Origin of the sequence: Virgisporangium aurantiacum, assembly GCF_016863635.1 — a bacterium.
GTDB classification, from domain to species: domain Bacteria; phylum Actinomycetota; class Actinomycetes; order Mycobacteriales; family Micromonosporaceae; genus Virgisporangium; species Virgisporangium aurantiacum.
Window position 1 is genome coordinate 117,578 of sequence record NZ_BOPG01000011.1, and the last position, 18,034, is coordinate 135,611.

The following is an 18,034-nucleotide window of genomic DNA, read 5'->3' on the forward strand; positions in this document are numbered from 1 at the left end:
CCAGAGGTTAGCGTGACCGGGATCCGGCCCGGAAGGGGTGACCGATGGCCGAGGTGTTCCAGGATCCCACCCGTCCGGTCGGCGAGCGCGTCGACGACCTGCTCCCGCGCCTGACCCTGCGGGAGAAGGTCGGCCAGCTCAACCAGCGGTTGTTCGGGTGGACCGCCTGGCGGCGCACCGGCGGCCGGATCGCCACGACCGACGCGCTCGACGAGGAAGCCGAGCGGTGGGGCGGCCTCGGCGCCGTATACGGCCTGCTGCGGGCCGATGCCTGGTCCGGGCGGGACTGGACGAACGGTGCGGATCCGCACCTCTCCCGCGAGGTGGCGGCGACGGTGCAGGAGCGGGTCGTCACGGCGTCCCGGTTCGGCATTCCGGCGCTGTTCGTCGAGGAGGCACCGCACGGTCACCAGGCGCTCGGGTCCCAGTTGTTCCCCACCAGCCTCGGCGCCGCCGCCGCATGGCGTCCCGATCTGGTGGAGCGGGCCGCGGCCCACGTCGCGCGCGAGGTCCGCGCGCGGGGCGCCCACGTGGCGATGGTGTCGGCGCTGGACGTGCTGCGCGACCCGCGGTGGGGACGGTCGGAGGAGTGCTTCGGCGAGGACCCGCTGCTCGCCGCGCTGTGCACCCGCGCCCTCGTCCGCGGCATGCACACCGAACCGGGGATCGCGGTGGTACTCAAGCACCTCATCGGGCAGGGCGCCGCGATCGGCGGCCGGAACAGCTCCGGGGCGCCGATCGGTCCACGCGAACTGTCCGAGGTGCACCTGGCGGCGGCGCGGGCCGGAGTCGACGCCGGCGCGCTCGGCGTGATGGCCGCGTACAACGACATCGACGGCGTCCCGTGCGTCGCGCACGAGCGTCTGCTCACCGGTGTCCTGCGCGACGAGTGGGGCTTCGAGGGCATCGTCATGGCCGACATGTTCGCCGTCGACCGGCTCATGCGCGTCACGGAGTCGCCGGCCGCCGCCGCCGCGCTGGCACTGCGGGCGGGCGTCGACCTGAGCCTGTGCGACGTCTCCTACACCGCTCTGGAGCGGGCCGTCACCGACGGGCTGGTGGCGGAGTCCTATGTGGACCGTGCGTGCCGGCGGGTCCTGGCGCTCAAGGTCCGGCTCGGTCTGCTCGACGAACCGGCGCCGCTGCCGGCGTTTCCACCGCCCGATCCCGTATCCGAACTCGTGGCGTCGACGGCCGTCCTGCTGCGCAACCGCGGCGATCTGTTGCCGCTGACAGTGCGGCCGCGCCGGGTGGCGGTGATCGGTCCGAACGCCGACGACGTGCGGTGCCTGCTCGGCGACTACGTGCCGCCGCTGCCGCCCGGCGCCGGCACGACCGTCTTCGAGGCGGTCCGCGCGATCGTCGGCGACGCCGTGACGACACCCGGGTGCACGCACCTGGACGCCATCGACGGTGGCCGCGAGCGCGCCGCCGACCTCGCCGCGGACGCCGATCTGGTGGTGCTGGTGCTGGGCGGCACCGGCGTTCGCGACTACGACGACGACTTCGAGGCCAACGGCGCCGCCCGGTTGGGTGGTGCCAGGCCGGCGGCCACCACGGGTGAGGGCTTCGACGCCGCCGAGGTCGAACTGCCGCCCGCGCAACGGGAGCTGGCCGACGCGGTCGTCGCCGCCGGCACACCGGTGGTCGCGGTGATCGTGTCGGGGCGCCCGCACGGGATCGGCCACGTCGCCGACGTGTGCGACGCCGTGATCTACGCCTGGTACCCCGGGCCGGCCGGCGCGGAGGCGATCGCCGGCCTGCTGCTCGGTGACCGGGAACCGGTCGGCCGGTTGCCCGTGTCGCTGCCCCGGTCGAGCGCGGTGCTGCCGGTCGTGTACAACGAGCGGCTGGAGACGACCCTTCGCTACGTGGACGCGCACGCCGCCGCCGAGTTCCCGTTCGGGGCCGGGATCGGGTACACCACCTGGTCGGTGGGGCCCGCACGCGCGTCACACGACACCGTGACGACGGCCGCTCTGCCCGGGCTGAGCCTGACCACCACGCTGGCCAACACCGGGCCGCGACGCGGCACGCAGATCGTGCAGCTGTACGCCCGGGCGCTGATACCCGGGCTGCTCCCCCGCCGCGCCGTCCACTGTGGATTCACCCGGGTGACCCTCGACGCCGGCGCGGCGGAGACCGTGCGCGTCGAGGTCGAGCCCGACGCCCTGCCGGCGCTCGGCCTCGACGCGCGTTCCGCCGGGACACTGGATTTCTGGCTGTCCGTCACCGGAGCGGGCGAGCCCGTCGACCCGGTGCGGGTCACGCTACTTGCGGTACACCCGGACGTGGTCGACGTCGTAGCTGTCGGTCGGTAGCTTCGCCACGTCGACGCCGTTCGATCCGGCCCACGGGCCGCCGACGCCGAGGTTGAGCAGGATGGTCGCCGGGTTGGTGTTCGCGGGGCCGTCGGCGGCGACCCACGTGTAGTTGGTGCACCGGAACTTGAGCCCGTCGAGGTACAGGCACAGGCGGTCGGGATGCCACTCGATCGCCATCTCGATCCACCTGTTCTTCAGCGATTCCGTTGCCACGAACGAGTTGCCGTCGAACTGCGGATGCGTGTAGGTGTTCGAGACCGGGCCCTGCGGCGCGTCGGCCCACGAGTAGGGCCAGGTCTGTACGGCCGTCCAGACCATGTTCGCGTTGTTGCCGACGCCGTTGTAGACCCCCTCGAGGATGTCGATCTCCGGCGGCCACGGCGGGCGCACATGCCCGTCGCCGTATCCGCCGTTGAGCCAGAACGCTGGCCAACTGCCGATCACGTCCGGCTGCCGGACCCGCGCCGTGATGTACAGCGGGTGCTCCGCGGTCGGCTGGAACTCCCGTTTGCTGCGGATCATCGCCGACTCGTACTTCAGGAACGGGTACCTGGGGTCGGCGAACGTCGGCGTGGCGTGCATCGACAGGAAGCCGTCCCGCACGGTGTGCATCGTCCGGCCGGCCGTGTTGACGTCGCGGTAGACCTGGTCCTCCTGGCCCTGGCGGGGATTGCCCTGCTCGTCGACGGCGATGCCGAGGCTGTCGAGGGTGCCCAGCGTGGTGCCGGTCGCCGGGTCGCGGCCGAGGCAGCCGGGGTGGATCTTCGCCTGCTCCTCGGGCGACTCGGTGCCACCGTCGTACTGATAGCGGGTGCACCACTTCGACCTGTCGAGCGTTCTTCCGCCGAACTCGTCGCCGTAGATGAGCCGGTAGCCGGGCAGGTGCCGGTCGCCGGTGGCGTTGTCGACGGTCAGCTTCACGGTTCGCGCCGCCCGTGGCCGCGACGAGCCGGCGCCGTAGCCGTAGGCGGTCAGGTGAACGGTGCCGTTCCTGAACCGCGTCGTGTCGATGTCGACGGTGGCGGCGGTGCCGTCGGCGGTGACGGCAGCGGTTCCGACGGGATCGAGGAACCGGTACACCGTCACCGCTCGCAGGTTGGTGCCGGTGAAGGTGACCGTTGTGGTGTCGTGGACCGTCGCGCCCTGTGCCGGGGCGGCGACATTGAGGGTGACCGGGGTCCTGTTCGCCGGGTCGGTGGCAGCGGCCGGTGTCGCCACGCCGAGGATCAGCACCGCGGCGAGGGCACCGACCGACAGCGTCTTCCGTCGAACGTGTACTTGAACCGGTTCAAGTGACATCATGCCCATCTATGTAGCACGGTCGCCGGACGGTGTCACCAGGTGATTTGAGGGAGTGGCCGTGTTCGACTACTCACCGTGGCGGTTCTGGGCCGACGCCGACGAGGCACAACGCTCGCGGCAGCTCGAACTGCAGGCGCGGCTCAACGCCCGCCCCGGCTGCGAGATCGGCGGGGACTGTTTCGTCTCGGAGCTGGCGTCGGTGGACAACGAGGAACTACGCCTCGGTCCCCGGTCCTACATCGCCGCCGGCGCGTACCTGACCGGCAAACTGCGGGCGGGCCGCGACTGCACCATCAACCCCTATGCGGTGGTGCGGGGCGACATCACCCTGGGCGACGCCGTCCGGATCGGCGCGCACACGTCGCTGCTCGCCTTCGACCACACCTTCACCGACCCCGATGTCGAGATCTTCCGCCAGCCGCTGACGAGCCGGGGCATCCGGGTCGGCACCGACGTGTGGATCGGTTCGCACGTCGTGATCCTCGACGGTGTCACCGTCGGCGACCGGTCGGTGATAGCGGCGGGAGCGGTCGTCACGAAGGACGTCCCCGGCGGTGCGGTCGTCGGCGGGAACCCGGCCCGCGTCCTGAAATGGCGCGTGCCCCCGACGGCGACCCCGCCGCCGGGGGCACGGGTGACCGGCGACCTCGCCGGCGCCGTGGCCGCGTTCGCCGATACCGCCCGCGCCCAGGCGGAGCGCATCCTCGACCGGTGCTTCGTGCCCGCCTCCGGGCTGTTCGTCGACCGGCCCGGACAGGCGCCGACCGTGCGGGCACAGTGCGACGCGGTCGAGATCGCCGACCTGCTCCTCCGCCGCGCACCCGACCAGCTTCCCGCGTCCGACCAGATCGCCCGCCTGACCATGTGGCAGGACCCGGCGACCGGCATGGTGGGCGCGCTGCGTCCCGACGGAAGCCGGCACACCCCGGAGCCCGGCCTGTTCGACGCGGCCGCCCGGTACCACGTGCTCTGCGCCGGATACGCCCTCGACCTGCTGGGCGCCGCGTTCGACCACCCGGTCCGGGTCGTCGCGGACGCCACGGCCGACCGGATCGTCGCCGGTTTGGAGAGCCAACCGTGGACCACGAACGCGTGGTCGGCCGGCGACTGGGTCGACGTTCTCGGTACGGCGATCCACTGGAACCGGCGCCTCGGCGAGCCGGGGCGACCCGGCGCCACCGAGGCGCTGTTCGGCTGGCTGCTCGCCCACGCCGACCCGCGCACCGGTGTGTGGGGCTCACCCCGCCCGGAGGACGGTCTGCTGCAGGTGGTCAACGGGTTCTACCGCGCGTCCCGGGGCACCTTCGCCCAGTTCGGGTTGCCCGTGCCGTACCCGGAGCGGGTCGTCGACACCGTACTCGCCCACGCCGCCGACCCCCGCGTCGTGCGGCCCGATCGGCAGAACGCCTGCAACATCCTCGACATCGCACACCCGCTGTGGCTCACCCGGCATACCGGCCACCGGGAGGAGGAGACGGTCCGGCTCGCGCGCGGGCTCCTGGCCGACGCGCTCGGCCACTGGACCGACGCGCGGGGCTTCGGCTTCCGGGCGCCGCACCCGGCCGCGAGCGGTGATCCGGCCACCGGGCCGGGTCTTCAGGGGACGGAGATGTGGCTGGCGATCGTGTGGCTGCTCGCCGACCTGGTCGGAGTCGCCGACTCCCTGGGCTACCGGCCGCGCGGCGTCCACCGGCCGGAACCGGCGGCACAGCCGTCTCAGTCGTGGCCCGCCCCGAGCCGGAAGCTCTCCGGCGGACCCAGGTAGCTCGGTCGCAGTCCACCGGTGTCGATCACGACCTTCTGCACGACGATGGTCGGATCGACCATCCAGATCTTCACGACATGGGTACCGGCCGCGCCGGGCCGCGCGGCGAAGGCCACGTACCCGGACGGGTCACCGCCCGTGCGGGCGGCGGCGTGCGTCGGCGCGGCGGTGACGGGCAGGGCGGTGACCGGCAGGGCGAGGACGCAAACCAGGAGCGACCTCATGAGCGTGGCTGGCATGCGGATCCCCAAGGACGGTGGCGGGACGGGAGCCGTTTCGAAAGTTTCGGTGCGATTCTCGATCGCTGTATCGAAGACTATCGACCTCTGCCCGACCTGAACAGGCCCTCAGTCCAGGTCGTCTTTCACCCGCGCCACCAACTGGGTCGGGTTCACGAAGCGAAGCGCGGTCAGCAGCAGGACGATCATCATCGACGTGTACATCACGGCCATCGCGTCGACGGACTGCTGGGCCCGGATGCCGGCGGCGGACATCGAGTAGTAGAGCGACACCACGAGTGTCTGCGAGTCCGGGCCGGCCGTGAGGAACGTCAGCTCGAACATGCCGACCGTGCGCACCAGCACCAGGATCGACGCGGCCAGGATGCCGGGCAACAGCAACGGGGCCAGGATCCGGAGGAACACGTGCCGCGTGCGGGCGCCGCACATGCGGGCCGCCCGCTCGATCGTCGGGTCGATCTGTTCGATGAACGGCGTCATGGTGAGGATCACGAACGGCACCGAGGGCACCAGGTTGGCCAGCACGACGCCGGACAGATGGCCCGCGAAGCCGTACTTGTACAGCACCGTGGCCAGTGGGATGCCGTAGGTGATCGGCGGCATCAGGATCGGCAGCAGGAACAGCAGGTAGGCCACCCGCCGGCCGGGGAACGGGCGGCGGGCCAGCACGTACGCCGCCGGAACCCCGATCAGCACCGAGATGCCGATCACCAGCAGCGACACCTCGACCGTCACGATCAGGACCTGGAACAGCCCGAACTCGTCCCACGCCTGGCTGTACCAGCTCGTGGTGAAGCCGTCGGGCAGCCAGGTGTCGAACCACCGCCGGCCGACCGAGCTGACCACCACCGAACCGATCACCCCGGCCAGGCTGACGAGAAAGAACGCGACGACTCCCCAGACCAGCCAGGCGGCCGGGGACGCGGTCAACCGCCGGCGGCGCGGCTTCCCGACGGGCGGAGCGGTGTCGATCGGTTCGCGCAGGTCGACCATCAGCCTTTTCCTCCGGTCGGGCCGGTGTAGAGCAGCGAGCGCAGGCCGAGCACGATCCCGATCACCGCGAACTCCACCACGCCCATGATCACCGCGACGGTCGACGCCATCGGATAGTCGTACCGCTCGTACGCGTAGTGGTAGGCGGCGATCGAGATGACCCGGGTCTCCCCCGCCGGGTCGCCGACCAGAATCGCCGACGGGAACACGCTGAACGCGAGCACGAAGGTCAGGCAGAACGTGGTCGCCAGACCCGGAGCGAGCAACGGCAACGTGATCCGCCAGAACCGCGGCCACCACGACGCGCCCAGCGTCGCGGCGGCCCGTTCCAGGCTCGGATCGATGCCCGACAGGTACGACAGGATCAGCAGGAAGGCGAACGGGAACCCCGTGATGACGAGGGAGAAGAACACGCCCCAGTAGTTGTTCGTCAACCGCACCGGCGAGTCGACGAGACCGATGGCCAGCAACGTCCGGTTGAACCAGCCCTTCGGTCCCAGGAAGTTCAGCAGGCCCTGTGCCGTCAGCACGGTGCCGAGCGTGATCGGCACGACCAGCACGGCCGTCAGCGCCCGCTTGCCCCGGAACCTGCCGCGCATCCGGTACGCGATCGGCACGGACGCGCCCACATTGAGCAGGGCCGCCGGCAGCGACAGGCCCAGCGTGGTCCAGATCGTGTCGCGGTCGTAGGCGTCGCCGAAGAACCGCTGGTAGTCGGCGAACGGCCCGCCGCCCTCGGCCGGTTGGAACGACAGCCCGACGCCGTAGGCGAACGGGTACACGAACAGGATGAGCACGAATGCCGCCGCCGGTACCAGCAACAGCAGTTGCCGGTCGACGCCGCGGTCGGCCAGGCGGTGCCGGAGGGCACTCACGTGTCGTCACCGTCGTCCGGGAAAACCAGCAGGTGCTCCGGGTCCGCGGTCACCGTGATCTTGTCGCCGGGGACGGGGCGGACGCTCGTGCGGATGTTGAGCTGGATACCGGACCCGGTGCGGGCCTCGACGGCGAACTCCCGTCCGCGGTACTCGACGACCTCCACGGTCGCCGCCACCCCGTCCCCTGTCGTGTCCTCGACCACGGAGAGCTCCTCCGGACGGATCGCCGCCACCACCGTGGCACCGGCGGCCACGGCACCGACCGTGGTGCCGCGCAACCGCACCCCGTCACCCTCGACGACGACGCCGGTCCCCTCGGCCGCCGCCGCGTCGGCCCGCAGCCGCAACAGGTTGCGGAAGCCCATGAAGTCGGCCACGTGCCGGTTGACCGGTCGCGTGTGCAGGTCCTCCGGCGTGCCGATCTGCTGTACCCGGCCGCCGCGCAGCACGACGAGGCGGTCGGCCATCGACAGCGCCTCCTCCTGGTCGTGGGTGACGTACACCGTCGTCAGCCCGAGGGACTGGTGCAGCCGGCGGATCTCGGTGCGCATCTCCAACCGCAGTTTGGCGTCCAGATTGGACAGTGGTTCGTCCATCAGGACCAGTGCGGGTTCCAGGACGACGGCGCGGGCGATGGCCACTCGCTGCTGCTGGCCGCCGGACAGCTGGCCCGGGAGCTTGCCCGTCTGGTCCTCGAGATGGACCAGGCGGATCGCCTCGTCGGTGCGCCGCCGCACCTCGGCCCGCGACAGCCCGCGCATCTGCAATCCGAAGGCGACGTTCTTGCGGACGGACAGGTGCGGGAACAGGGCGTAGTTCTGGAACACCATGCCGAACCCGCGCCGTTCCGGTGGCAGCGGATCCAGCCGGGTGCCGTCCTGCCAGATCTGCCCGCTGCTGAGCGGCAGCAGCCCGGCCAGACAGTTGAGCGCGGTGGACTTGCCGCAACCGGACGGGCCGAGGAGGGCGATGAACTCGCCCCGCTCGATGGTCAGAGTCAGATCGGTGAGGGCGTCGTGCGAGCCGAAGCGGCGGGTGACGCCTTCGAGCCGTAGTTGGTCGAAGGTCACTTGGCGACCTTGGCTCCGCCGATCTCGCGGTCCCACCGGTTGAATGCCTCGACCAGGGCCTTGGCGTCCAGCGGTACCTCGAGCGGGTTTCCGGCGATGAGGCCTTCGTACTCGGTGCGGCCGAACTCCTCGACGGCCTTGCGGCTGTCGGCGGGCGCCATCGCCAACGGGACGTCCTTGACCGCCGGTCCCGGGTAGAAGTAGCCCTTGTCGTAGGCCTTCGCCTGCTGCTCCTTGGTGAGCATCCACCGGATCAGGTCGAGGATCGCGGCGCGCTTGTCGGTCGAGACGCCCTTGGGCACCACGGCGTAGTGGGCGTCGGTGACCCAGTGGAAGCCCTGCAACGTCCCGATCCTGGCGTCCTTGGGCACCTGGCCGAGGACCCGTGGATTGATGTCCCAGCCGGTGGTGCTCGCGATTATCTTCGCCGACCCGTTGGCCAGGTTGGTCATCGTGACCCCGGTGCCCGACGGGTACAGGGTGACGTACTTGTTCAGCTCCGCGAGATATGCCCAGGTCTTCGCCCAGCCGTTGACGGGATCCTTCGGGTTGCTGTCGCCCAGCAGGTACGGCAGGCCCATGAGGAAGGTGCGGCCGGGGCCCGAGTTCGCCGGCCGGGCGTACTGGAAGCCGCCCGGGTTGGCCCTCGCCCAGTCGAGCAGACCCTGCACCGTGGTCGGTGGGTTGGCGACCTTCGCGGGCAGGTACTCGATCAGCGGCCCGGACGGGTAGTAGGTGATGGTCACGCCGAAGTCGCCGGCCAGTTTCTGCATCGCCTCGGCGCCCGGGAGGTACTCCTTCATGCCCGGCAGCCGCGCGGCATAGGTCGGCAGCAACGGCTCCCACAGGCTTTGCTCGATGCCGGCGGCCAGGCCGTCGACGCCGGTGAGGACCAGGTCGATGTCGACCCGGTTCGCGTCCTGCTGCGCCTTGATCTTTCCGGCCAGTTCGGGCGACGGGCCCTTGGAGTAGGTGACCTTCTCGATGATGCTCTTGTTCTTGTCCACGTACGCGTCGATCATCCCCTGGGTGAGCTGGAGGTTGCCCGCCACGTCGAGGATGTTCAAGCTCACCGCCGAGGCGGGCTTGTCGGGCACCGCGCCACCGGAGTCGGCCGGTCCTTTCGACTCCGGCGCGCCGCACGCGGACACGAGGATCGCGACCACCGACGCGGCGGCGACGGCGCGGGGGCGACGAATCAGGGACATGACGGTTCCCTTCGAGGGCTGGCCTACGTACCGATCGACCCATCGAAACTTTCCGAAACCATAGGCTCAAGATTCGAGCCGGTCAATGCCTGACCGATCGCCGGTCCGATCAGCGGAACAGGTTCAGGTCGATCGAGTCAGCCATCGCCCGCTGGCCGAGGATGTTGGGATGCAGGTGGTCGGCCTGGTAGTCCGGACGCACCTGGCTCGGGTTCTGCGGGTCGCGGATCGCGGCGTCGAAGTCTGCTACCCCATCGAATACGCGACTTGTGCGTATCCACGAGTTCACCTTCTGCCGTGTGGCTTCCTGCTCGACGCCGAAGCAGCCGGCGTCGCAGCCGTATGGCGTGATCGTTGCCCCGACGACCCTGATGCCGGCTCGACGTGCCCGCTCCGCGATCGTCCTCATCCCGGCGATCAGGGCGTCGGCGTCGGCGTTGTAGCCGATGTCGTTGATGCCGTCGGCGAGGATCAGGTATCGGACGCCGGTCTGCAGCCGAACGTCCTGCCGTTCGCGCTTCAAGCCGGAGACGCTGGTGCCCGCACCGCAGCAATCGGTGCGGTCGGTGAGCACCTGGTTGCCACCGATTCCCTGGTTGAGTACGCCGAACTGGCGGTGGGACGGAAGCGCGTGGAGGCGGGCCGCGAGGATGTCGGTCCAGCGGTCGTTGCCGTTCCAGGTGGTGTAGGCACCGTCGGTGATCGAGTCGCCGAGTGCCACGATGCTGCCGCGGACCGAATGCGACGGTCGCACATCGACGCCGTCGAGCCAGAACCACGAGTTGACGGTGCCGGTGAACGGCAGGCCCGTGTCACCGGCATGGTTGCCGGCCGCCACGAACTGGGTGCCCTGGGCGGCGTCATGTCCGGTGATCGCGCTCGCGTCGCCGCCGGCGGTGACGTAGAGATCGACCGCGAGATCCTGGCCGTAGTCGAAACTGAGCTGCACCGGATCACTGAAGACCGCGGTGCCGGTCCTGACGGTCACGGTGTTGCGGCCATGGAAGGTGACCCGGCGGCTGCTGCCGGACACCAGATCGGGTGCCCCGGACGCGACGGCTCGGGCCACGCTGACAGCGCTAAAGGTCACGTCCCGGTCGCCGAAGCCGTTGCTCAGGCGGATCCGCAACGACGAACCGCCGATCGTCGGATGGACCAGCATCCGCAGGGTCTGGTTCGAGAACGCGGGACCCACCTCCCGCTGCGGACTGGTCGCCCAGGCACCGGTCCAGGGCGGGCCCGCGGACGGCGCTGCCGACGCGGCGACCGGAGTGGCCATGACGAACGGCGCGGCCAGCGCGGCCAGCGCCACGAACAGGCCGGCACGCCACCGGACTGCTCGCGGTCGCGAGCTCACGACATCGCCCCGGCGGGTCAAGGCGGTCGCGCGCACAGGGTTCGGTTCGACGTCCATGTCGGTGCCTCCAGTCGGCCAATGCTCATCGAAGTCGAGCACTTAACCGCTTCATAGTCAAGCTTATCTATCCATCAAACCTTCGTCCCGGTCACGATGCTGCTGGGCATGAGTGCCGTCGGTCTGCTCGGGGACCGGGTCGGTACGCTGCACGCGCTGCCGGTCATCGTGGGATGGCCGCGTGTGAGGCTTGCGACTTAAGCGGTTAAGTGCTTCTATCTGTGTATCGATCGATAGCCGCCACTGTCCATCTGCTCCTGGCTCACGCCGCCCGCGAGACGGAGCCGCTGGTGAGCGTCACCATGCCCGCCGCACGGAACCGCCGGGGCGAATCTCGCTGGAGGCATGCGTGAATCACCGAAACATTCGCCGGGCGACCGCGGTTGCCGCCTTCGCCTGCACAATCATGTTGTCGGGAAACGCCGCGACAGCCGTCCCGGCGACCCCTGCCGGTGCGACACCGCCCACCGTCGTGCCGAGCCGTCCCGGGACGCTGGCGCCGACTCCACCGATGGGATTCAACAACTGGAACGCATTCGGGTGCGACGTCAACGAAACCCTCATCAAGGAGACCGCCGACGCCCTGGTGTCGACCGGTCTGGCGAACGCCGGCTACCGGTACGTGAACATCGACGACTGCTGGTCGCTACGCGATCGCGGATCGGACGGGCGGCTGGTTCCTGATCCGGTCAAGTTCCCCAGCGGTATCAAGGGTGTCGCCGACTACGTCCACACCAAGGGGCTGCGGCTGGGCATCTACGGAGACGCCGGCACGAAGACCTGCGCCGGATACCCGGGCAGCCTCGGCCACGAGATCGTCGACGCGCAGACCTGGGCCGACTGGGGCGTCGACTATCTCAAGTACGACAACTGCAACAACCAGTCCGACGGAACGCGGGAGGACTTCGTCCGCCGCTACACCGCCATGCGCCACGCGCTCGACCGGACCGGACGCCCGATCGTGTACGCGATGTGCGAGTGGGGCCAGTCCCAACCGTGGGAATGGGCCGCGAGCATCGCCGACCTGTGGCGCACCGGAGGCGACATCGGCGACAACTGGCCCAGCCTGCGCTCCATCATCGCGCAGAACGCCACACTGGCACCGTTCGCCAGCAAGGGCCATTGGAACGACCCGGACATGATGGAGATCGGCAACGGCGGAATGACCGGCATCGAGTACCGCACCCACATGAGCATGTGGGCGGTGATGGCGGCGCCACTGCTGATCGGTACCGACGTGCGCACCGCGTCGCCGGAGACGCTCGCCATCCTCGGCAACCGCGACATCATCGCCATCGACCAGGACCGGCTGGGCATCCAGGGGGCCATCGTGTCCGACGACGGCGGCCTGATGGTGCTGGACAAGCCTTTGGCCAACGGCGACCACGCCATCGCGCTGTACAACTCCACCGACGCACTGGCCACGGTCGGCGTTCCGGCCTCGGCAACCGGCCTGCGCCGCGCCGACGCCTACCGCCTGCAGGACGTCTGGACCGGTGAGGTCCGCCAAGCGAAGAACACCATCGCGGCGGCCGTACCGGCGCACGGCACCGTCGTCTACCGCGTCCGCCCACAGCACAACGCCATCACGGTGCCCCCCGCCGTCACCGTCGGGGCCGCCATGGCCACCGTCGTCCCCGGTCCCGACGGTGCCACGCTGACGACGACCGTGACCAACCACGGCCTCGGAACCATCCGCGACGTCCGGGTCGCCGCCACAGCGCCCGCCGGTTGGACGGTCACCGCGTCGTCATCCACCACACGCCGGAGCCTGGCGACGAACGCCTCCCTGCAGACGACCTGGCAGATCCGGGCGCCGGAGGGCACCCCGGCCGGGCACTATCCGATCACCGTGACGGCCACCTACCGCTGGGGAACGCGACACCGAACCGCCACCGCGTCCAGTGAACTCGTGAGCACCGTCGTGACCGCGCCGGCGGACGGACGCCGGCATCTGAGCTCCGTGTCGCCGGTGCGCTCGACGAACGCCCGCGGCCCGGTCGAACCTGACCAGAGCAACGGCGGTGACGCCCCGGGCGACGGCGCGCTGATCACCGTCGCCGGACGTCTCTACACCCGGGGTCTGGGCACCACCGCGCCGAGCGAGATCCTGTACTACCTCGGTGGGCGCTGCGCGACACTGGTCACCGACGTCGGCGTCGACGACGAGTCGGTCAGCACCCTTCCGTCCACCTTCACCGTCTACGCCGACGACGTGGCGGTGGCGGCCAGCGGTGACGTCCGTTCCGGCGAGGCACCCCGGACACTGACAGCCGACCTCACCGGCGCGACCTGGCTGCGTCTGGTCACCGCCGGCAGCGGTGCCGCGCCCGACGGCACCACCATCAACAACCACACCGACTGGGCCGCACCCGTACTGACCTGCGGCACCGCCGGTCCAGCCGATCCGGTACTGCCGACCGAACAGACGGTGTTCTCCTTCGAGACAGGCACCGACGACTTCACCATCGCCAACACCGCCGACGGCGGCAGCGTGGTGCAGTCCGAGGCCTTCCACACCGACGGCACGCACGGGCTGCAGGTCACCACGCCGTCGGGTGGCAACTGGTTCGGACGGACATTGGCCACACCGTTGGATCTGAGCGGGCGGACCCGGCTCAAGTTCGACGTCCGCACCGCCGCCACGGGTACCTCCGGCGAGATCGCCGTACAGATCGGTGACTCGTTCACCTGGTGCCAGGGCGGCCGATGGGCGTGGACGAACCCGAACTCCAGCCGAACGGTCACCGCCGACTTCGCCGAGCTGGGATGTTCCGGCGACGTCGCGATGAATCCCGCCGACATCCGGGCCGTGTGGGTGTTCCTCAACGGAGGCGAGGTCTACATCGACAACGTCCGCGCCGAGTAACGAATCCGTCCACGCTCGCCCGCCCCACTCGGAGGTCACCCCCACATGAGAGCGCGACTGGCACTGCTCCTGATTCTCGCTCCTCTGTTCGTCGTGTTCACCGCCGGCCCGGCGCAGGCCGCCACCGGGATCCGGATCAGCGGTGGGCGTCTGGTCGAGGCGAACGGCACCGAACTGGTGCTGCGCGGCATCAACCACGCCCACGTCTGGTACCAGAGCCAGACGAGCTCGTTCGCCAACATCAAGGCCACCGGCGCCAACTCGGTCCGGGTCGTCCTGGGCAGCGGCCAGCGCTGGGGTCCGACTCCCGCCAGCGAGGTGTCGAGCGTGATCTCGCTGTGCAAGCAGAACAAGCTCATCTGCGTGCTCGAGGCCCATGACACCACCGGCTACGGCGAGCAGAGCGGTGCCGCGACGCTCGCGCAGGCCGTCGACTACTGGATCAGCGTGCAGAGCGCGCTGACCGGCCAGGAGAACTACGTCATCCTGAACATCGGCAACGAGCCGTACGGGAACCAGGGGTACGCCGCCTGGACCACCGACACGGCCAACGCCATCCGGCGGCTGCGGTCAGCGGGCTTCCAGCACACGATCATGGTCGACGCCCCGAACTGGGGCCAGGACTGGACGTTCACCATGCGCGACAACGCGCCCACCGTCAAGGCGGCCGACACAACCGGCAACACGGTCTTCAGCATCCACATGTACGGGGTGTTCGACACCGCCGCGGAGGTACAGGCCTACCTGTCGTCGTTCATCAGCCGCGGGTTGCCGATCGCGGTCGGCGAGTTCGGCAACAACCACTCCGACGGCAACCCGGACGAGGACACGATCATGTCGTATGCCCAGGCCAACCGGATCGGCTACCTGGGCTGGTCGTGGAGCGGCAACGGTGGCGGCGTCGAGTACCTGGACATGGTGCAGAACTTCAACCCGGCCAGCCGCACCAGCTGGGGCACCCGGTTCATCGCGGGCGCCAACGGCATCGCGGCGACCTCGCGCGAGGCGACGATCTACGGCGGCGGCACAGGAACGCCGGACAGTCAGGCGCCGACCACGCCGGGCACCCCGACGGCCAGCAACCTCACCTCGACCGGCGTGAACCTGGCGTGGAGTGCGTCGAGCGACAACGTGGGCGTCACCGGATACACCGTCGTGCGGGTCCAAGGCACAACGGAAACGACCATCAGCAGCCCGTCCACCAACTCGGCGGCGCTCACCGGACTCACTCCGTCGACCGCGTACACGTTCGCGGTCTACGCGCGGGACGCGGCGGGCAACCGGTCGACACGGTCGGGCGCGGTCGGTGTCACCACGCCGGCCGGCGGTGGTGGCGGCAACACCGGCTGCACCGCCACCTACCGGATCGTCGGCCAGTGGCAGGGCGGGTTCCAGGGCGAGGTGACCGTGACCAACGGCTCGACCGCGAGCACCGGCTGGACCGTTACCTGGACCTACGCCAACGGCCAGACGATCACGCAGATGTGGAACGGCCAGGACACCCCGAGCGGCGCCAGCCACTCGGTGCGCAACGTCAGCCACAACGGCAACCTGGCTCCGAACGCCAGCGCCCAGTTCGGGTTCACCGGTACCTGGAACGGCACCAACTCCGCCCCCACCCTGACCTGTGCCCGCAGCTAACGATGTGGTGGTCCGGTGCCGGAACGCTCGTCCGGCACCGGACCGCGTACCTGTCTCGCGACCGCGGTGAACCAGCCGAGGTGGAAGCGGTCCCCGTCGGCCCGGAACGCCGCGCGCAGGTGGTGCCAGCGGAGCCCCGGGTGGCGGTGGTGGACGGCGTGCAGGTTGAACGCGAGCACGAACGTCTCCAAAACGCGGGGCAGGCGCAGGTTCATCGCCTCCAGCGGCGCGTCGAGTTCGGTGCCGTAGTGGTAGGCGTTGTCGGCCACCGAGATCATGACCGCGCGGGCGGCGATCGCCGCGCCGAGCATCCAGGCATGACGGCCGTACGCCAGCAGCGAAGCGGCGTGGACGGCGACCACAGCCGCCGCGTCGACGCGGAACTGCCGCAGCAGTCGCCCACCGACGCGGTCGAGGAGGATCCCGGTGACCGAGTCGGGTGACTCCATGCGGCGGGCCAGACGTTGCCAGAACGCCCGTGGCGCCACGGCGAGCACGACGGTGGCGACCTCGGCGAGATACAGCCCACCGAACAGGCGCACGTAGTAACCCGGCGCGGTGGCGGCCCACGTCGTGGCGGCGGGGTCGTACACCTCCGTGCGTTCCCGAGCGGTCCGGCTGTACCGGTGGTGCAGGAGGTGACCGGTCTTCAGCAGCGCGAAGGGGACGCCGTAGCCGACGGCGAGCGGGCGCCCGCAGCGGTCGTTCCACCTGCGGTCGCGCAGGAGGGTGCCGTGGATCGCCTCGTGGATGAGCGACCAGTGCGGCGTGCTCAGCAGGGCGAGCGGCACCAGCAACCAGCCCCAGGCGGACCCGGCGGGGAGCAACCACAGCGGGACGACGGCGAGTTGGAGCAGCAGGGCGACCGCGCCGCAGCCGATCAACAGAGCGGACAAGCGGTCACCCGCATCGCGTCCGACGACGGTGGATGAACGACCGAGTGCCACAGGCCGACCCTCGCAGACCCGACTGACATCGACGTGAACCGGAGTTCGCCTGCTGATTACCCGGTCATCGTGCTCCGGTCGACGCCGCGACGGTCCGGTCGGCTGTGCTGGAGGCACGGCCGAGCCGCGAGGAGCGCGCGATGCCTGACCAGGTCCAGCCCTTCATCACCTCGCCGTGGATCTACCTGATCGTCTTCGTCGTCACCGCCGTCGACGCGTTCTTCCCACCGGTGCCCAGCGGTGTCCTGGTGGTGACCCTCGGCGCCTTCGCCGCGGCCGGCGACCCGACGTTCGGCGGCGTGCTGGCGGCCGCCGCCGCGGGGGCGTTCGTCGGCGACACGATCGCCTACCTGTTGGGCCGCTACCTGGTGCGTCCGCTCCGCCGCGCGTCGGCGGGTCGGGCGAACGCCACCGCGGCGCGGATCCGCGACGCGATGGCCGCCTGGGGCGGCGGGACGCTGATCGTGGCGCGCTTCATACCGGGTGGCCGCACGCTCGCGACGGTCAGCGCGGGCTCGTTGCGCTACCCGATCCGACGGTTCTGGGTGTTCACCGCCGTGGCGGGCGTGGCGTGGGGCACGTACACGACGTCGATCGGCTACCTCGGCGGTGCGCTGTTCGACAGCGCACTCCCGGGCGCTGTCGGGGGTCTGCTGTTGGCGTCGGGGCTGTCGATCGCCGTCGAGGCCGGTCGCCGGTTGGTCCGCCGGCGCACGAGCAGCCGCAGTCCCGCTCCGCCGGCGACCAGCCCGGCACCGCCCACGACGAGGGCGACGATGGAGTAACCGGTCCGCGGCAAGGGACCAGTGGGTGGATCGGCGGTGGGTGTCACCGTCGGCGTCGGTGTCGGCGTCGGTGTCGCGCTGGTGGTGGGGCTGGACGTCGCCGGGCCGATGGTCACCCTCAGCTCGTTCGAGTGCGCGCTGTCGCTCGGGTCGGCGGCGGCCGCGGGTGCGGCCCACACCGCCAGCAGCGCCCCCGCCGTCAGCACCGTCGTCAGCACCGCCAGCACCAGGAGCACCGTCGCCGTGGCAGGGGTCGGACGGCGACGCAGCAGCCGCCGCACCGGGCGCCGGAACACGAATCCCAGCCCACCGAGCACCACGATCAGCACCACGGCCAGCAGCAGCCACGGCATCGCCCACACCGAGCGCTCGGCGGTCAGCAGCTCGATCGGGCCTTCCGCCGACTCGGCGTTGACGCGCACGGTCGCCGACAGCGGCCCGGCCGGGAAGATCCCCTCCACCCGCCGGGTGAACCGCACCTCGGAGTCGGGCAGCAGCTCCGGCACGTCGATCGGTCCGCTGTCGGCCAGTGCCACGCCGAACGGTCCGTCGACGCTGATCACCGCCTTCCCTTTCAACCGCACGTTGCCCTCGTTGAC

13 protein-coding genes are annotated in these 18,034 nt (G+C 70.4%); 5 read left to right on the forward strand and 8 right to left on the reverse strand.

From position 1 onward, the window contains the following. Positions 1 to 44 precede the first annotated feature (44 nt). Complete coding sequence (locus Vau01_RS08460) at positions 45 to 2,321, forward strand: glycoside hydrolase family 3 N-terminal domain-containing protein (protein ID WP_203988952.1); 2,277 nt, start codon at positions 45 to 47, stop codon at positions 2,319 to 2,321. Here the strand turns inward: Vau01_RS08460 and Vau01_RS08465 are convergent. Then, positions 2,271 to 3,623, reverse strand: coding sequence for a glycoside hydrolase family 16 protein (locus Vau01_RS08465; RefSeq protein WP_203988954.1), 1,353 nt, complete (start codon positions 3,621 to 3,623; stop codon positions 2,271 to 2,273). The two genes, Vau01_RS08460 and Vau01_RS08465, sit on opposite strands and share 51 nt — an antisense overlap. Before the next feature lie 61 nt (positions 3,624 to 3,684). Here Vau01_RS08465 and Vau01_RS64570 point away from each other — a divergent pair, with 61 nt between their 5' ends. Further along, positions 3,685 to 5,391: an acyltransferase gene (locus Vau01_RS64570; RefSeq protein WP_275423927.1), complete on the forward strand. Its 1,707-nt coding sequence runs from the start codon at positions 3,685 to 3,687 to the stop codon at positions 5,389 to 5,391. On the opposite strand, the gene Vau01_RS08475 is transcribed toward Vau01_RS64570, so the two are convergent. The 6 genes from Vau01_RS08475 to Vau01_RS08500 all read right to left on the reverse strand — a co-directional run bounded on the left by Vau01_RS08475 (position 5,343) and on the right by Vau01_RS08500 (position 11,136). Next, complete coding sequence (locus Vau01_RS08475; protein ID WP_203988956.1) at positions 5,343 to 5,630, reverse strand: hypothetical protein; 288 nt, start codon at positions 5,628 to 5,630, stop codon at positions 5,343 to 5,345. The genes Vau01_RS64570 and Vau01_RS08475 overlap by 49 nt on opposite strands. A gap of 108 nt (positions 5,631 to 5,738) precedes the next feature. Then, positions 5,739 to 6,623, reverse strand: coding sequence for an ABC transporter permease (locus Vau01_RS08480; RefSeq protein WP_203988958.1), 885 nt, complete (start codon positions 6,621 to 6,623; stop codon positions 5,739 to 5,741). Beyond that, entirely contained in the window at positions 6,623 to 7,498 is an 876-nt protein-coding gene (locus Vau01_RS08485) for an ABC transporter permease (protein WP_203988960.1), read from the reverse strand. The genes Vau01_RS08480 and Vau01_RS08485 overlap by 1 nt, the downstream gene beginning before the upstream one ends. Further along, positions 7,495 to 8,571: an ABC transporter ATP-binding protein gene (locus Vau01_RS08490; protein WP_203988962.1), complete on the reverse strand. Its 1,077-nt coding sequence runs from the start codon at positions 8,569 to 8,571 to the stop codon at positions 7,495 to 7,497. Before Vau01_RS08490 ends, Vau01_RS08485 begins: the two co-directional genes overlap by 4 nt. Next, entirely contained in the window at positions 8,568 to 9,779 is a 1,212-nt protein-coding gene (locus Vau01_RS08495; RefSeq protein ID WP_203988964.1) for an extracellular solute-binding protein, read from the reverse strand. Before Vau01_RS08495 ends, Vau01_RS08490 begins: the two co-directional genes overlap by 4 nt. A 109-nt stretch (positions 9,780 to 9,888) precedes the next feature. Continuing rightward, entirely contained in the window at positions 9,889 to 11,136 is a 1,248-nt protein-coding gene (locus tag Vau01_RS08500; protein WP_239151421.1) for an SGNH/GDSL hydrolase family protein, read from the reverse strand. 568 nt (positions 11,137 to 11,704) lie between these two features. Here Vau01_RS08500 and Vau01_RS08505 point away from each other — a divergent pair. Together Vau01_RS08505 and Vau01_RS08510 are read left to right on the forward strand one after the other, a co-directional pair. Beyond that, on the forward strand, positions 11,705 to 14,062 hold the full coding sequence (locus Vau01_RS08505; RefSeq protein WP_203988966.1) for an NPCBM/NEW2 domain-containing protein: 2,358 nt from the start codon (positions 11,705 to 11,707) through the stop codon (positions 14,060 to 14,062). Between the two features lie 45 nt (positions 14,063 to 14,107). After that, positions 14,108 to 15,703, forward strand: a complete 1,596-nt coding sequence (locus tag Vau01_RS08510) for a cellulase family glycosylhydrolase (RefSeq protein ID WP_203988968.1) — start codon at positions 14,108 to 14,110, stop codon at positions 15,701 to 15,703. On the opposite strand, the gene Vau01_RS08515 is transcribed toward Vau01_RS08510, so the two are convergent. Beyond that, a complete protein-coding gene (locus Vau01_RS08515; protein ID WP_203988970.1) occupies positions 15,700 to 16,599 on the reverse strand; it encodes a fatty acid desaturase family protein in 900 nt (299 codons plus the stop codon). The genes Vau01_RS08510 and Vau01_RS08515 overlap by 4 nt on opposite strands. A gap of 191 nt (positions 16,600 to 16,790) precedes the next feature. On the opposite strand from Vau01_RS08515, the gene Vau01_RS63290 reads away from it, so the two are divergent. Further along, positions 16,791 to 17,435 (forward strand): DedA family protein, encoded by a 645-nt coding sequence (locus Vau01_RS63290; RefSeq protein ID WP_239151422.1) that lies wholly within the window; start codon positions 16,791 to 16,793, stop codon positions 17,433 to 17,435. The last annotated feature ends 599 nt before the right edge of the window (positions 17,436 to 18,034 follow it).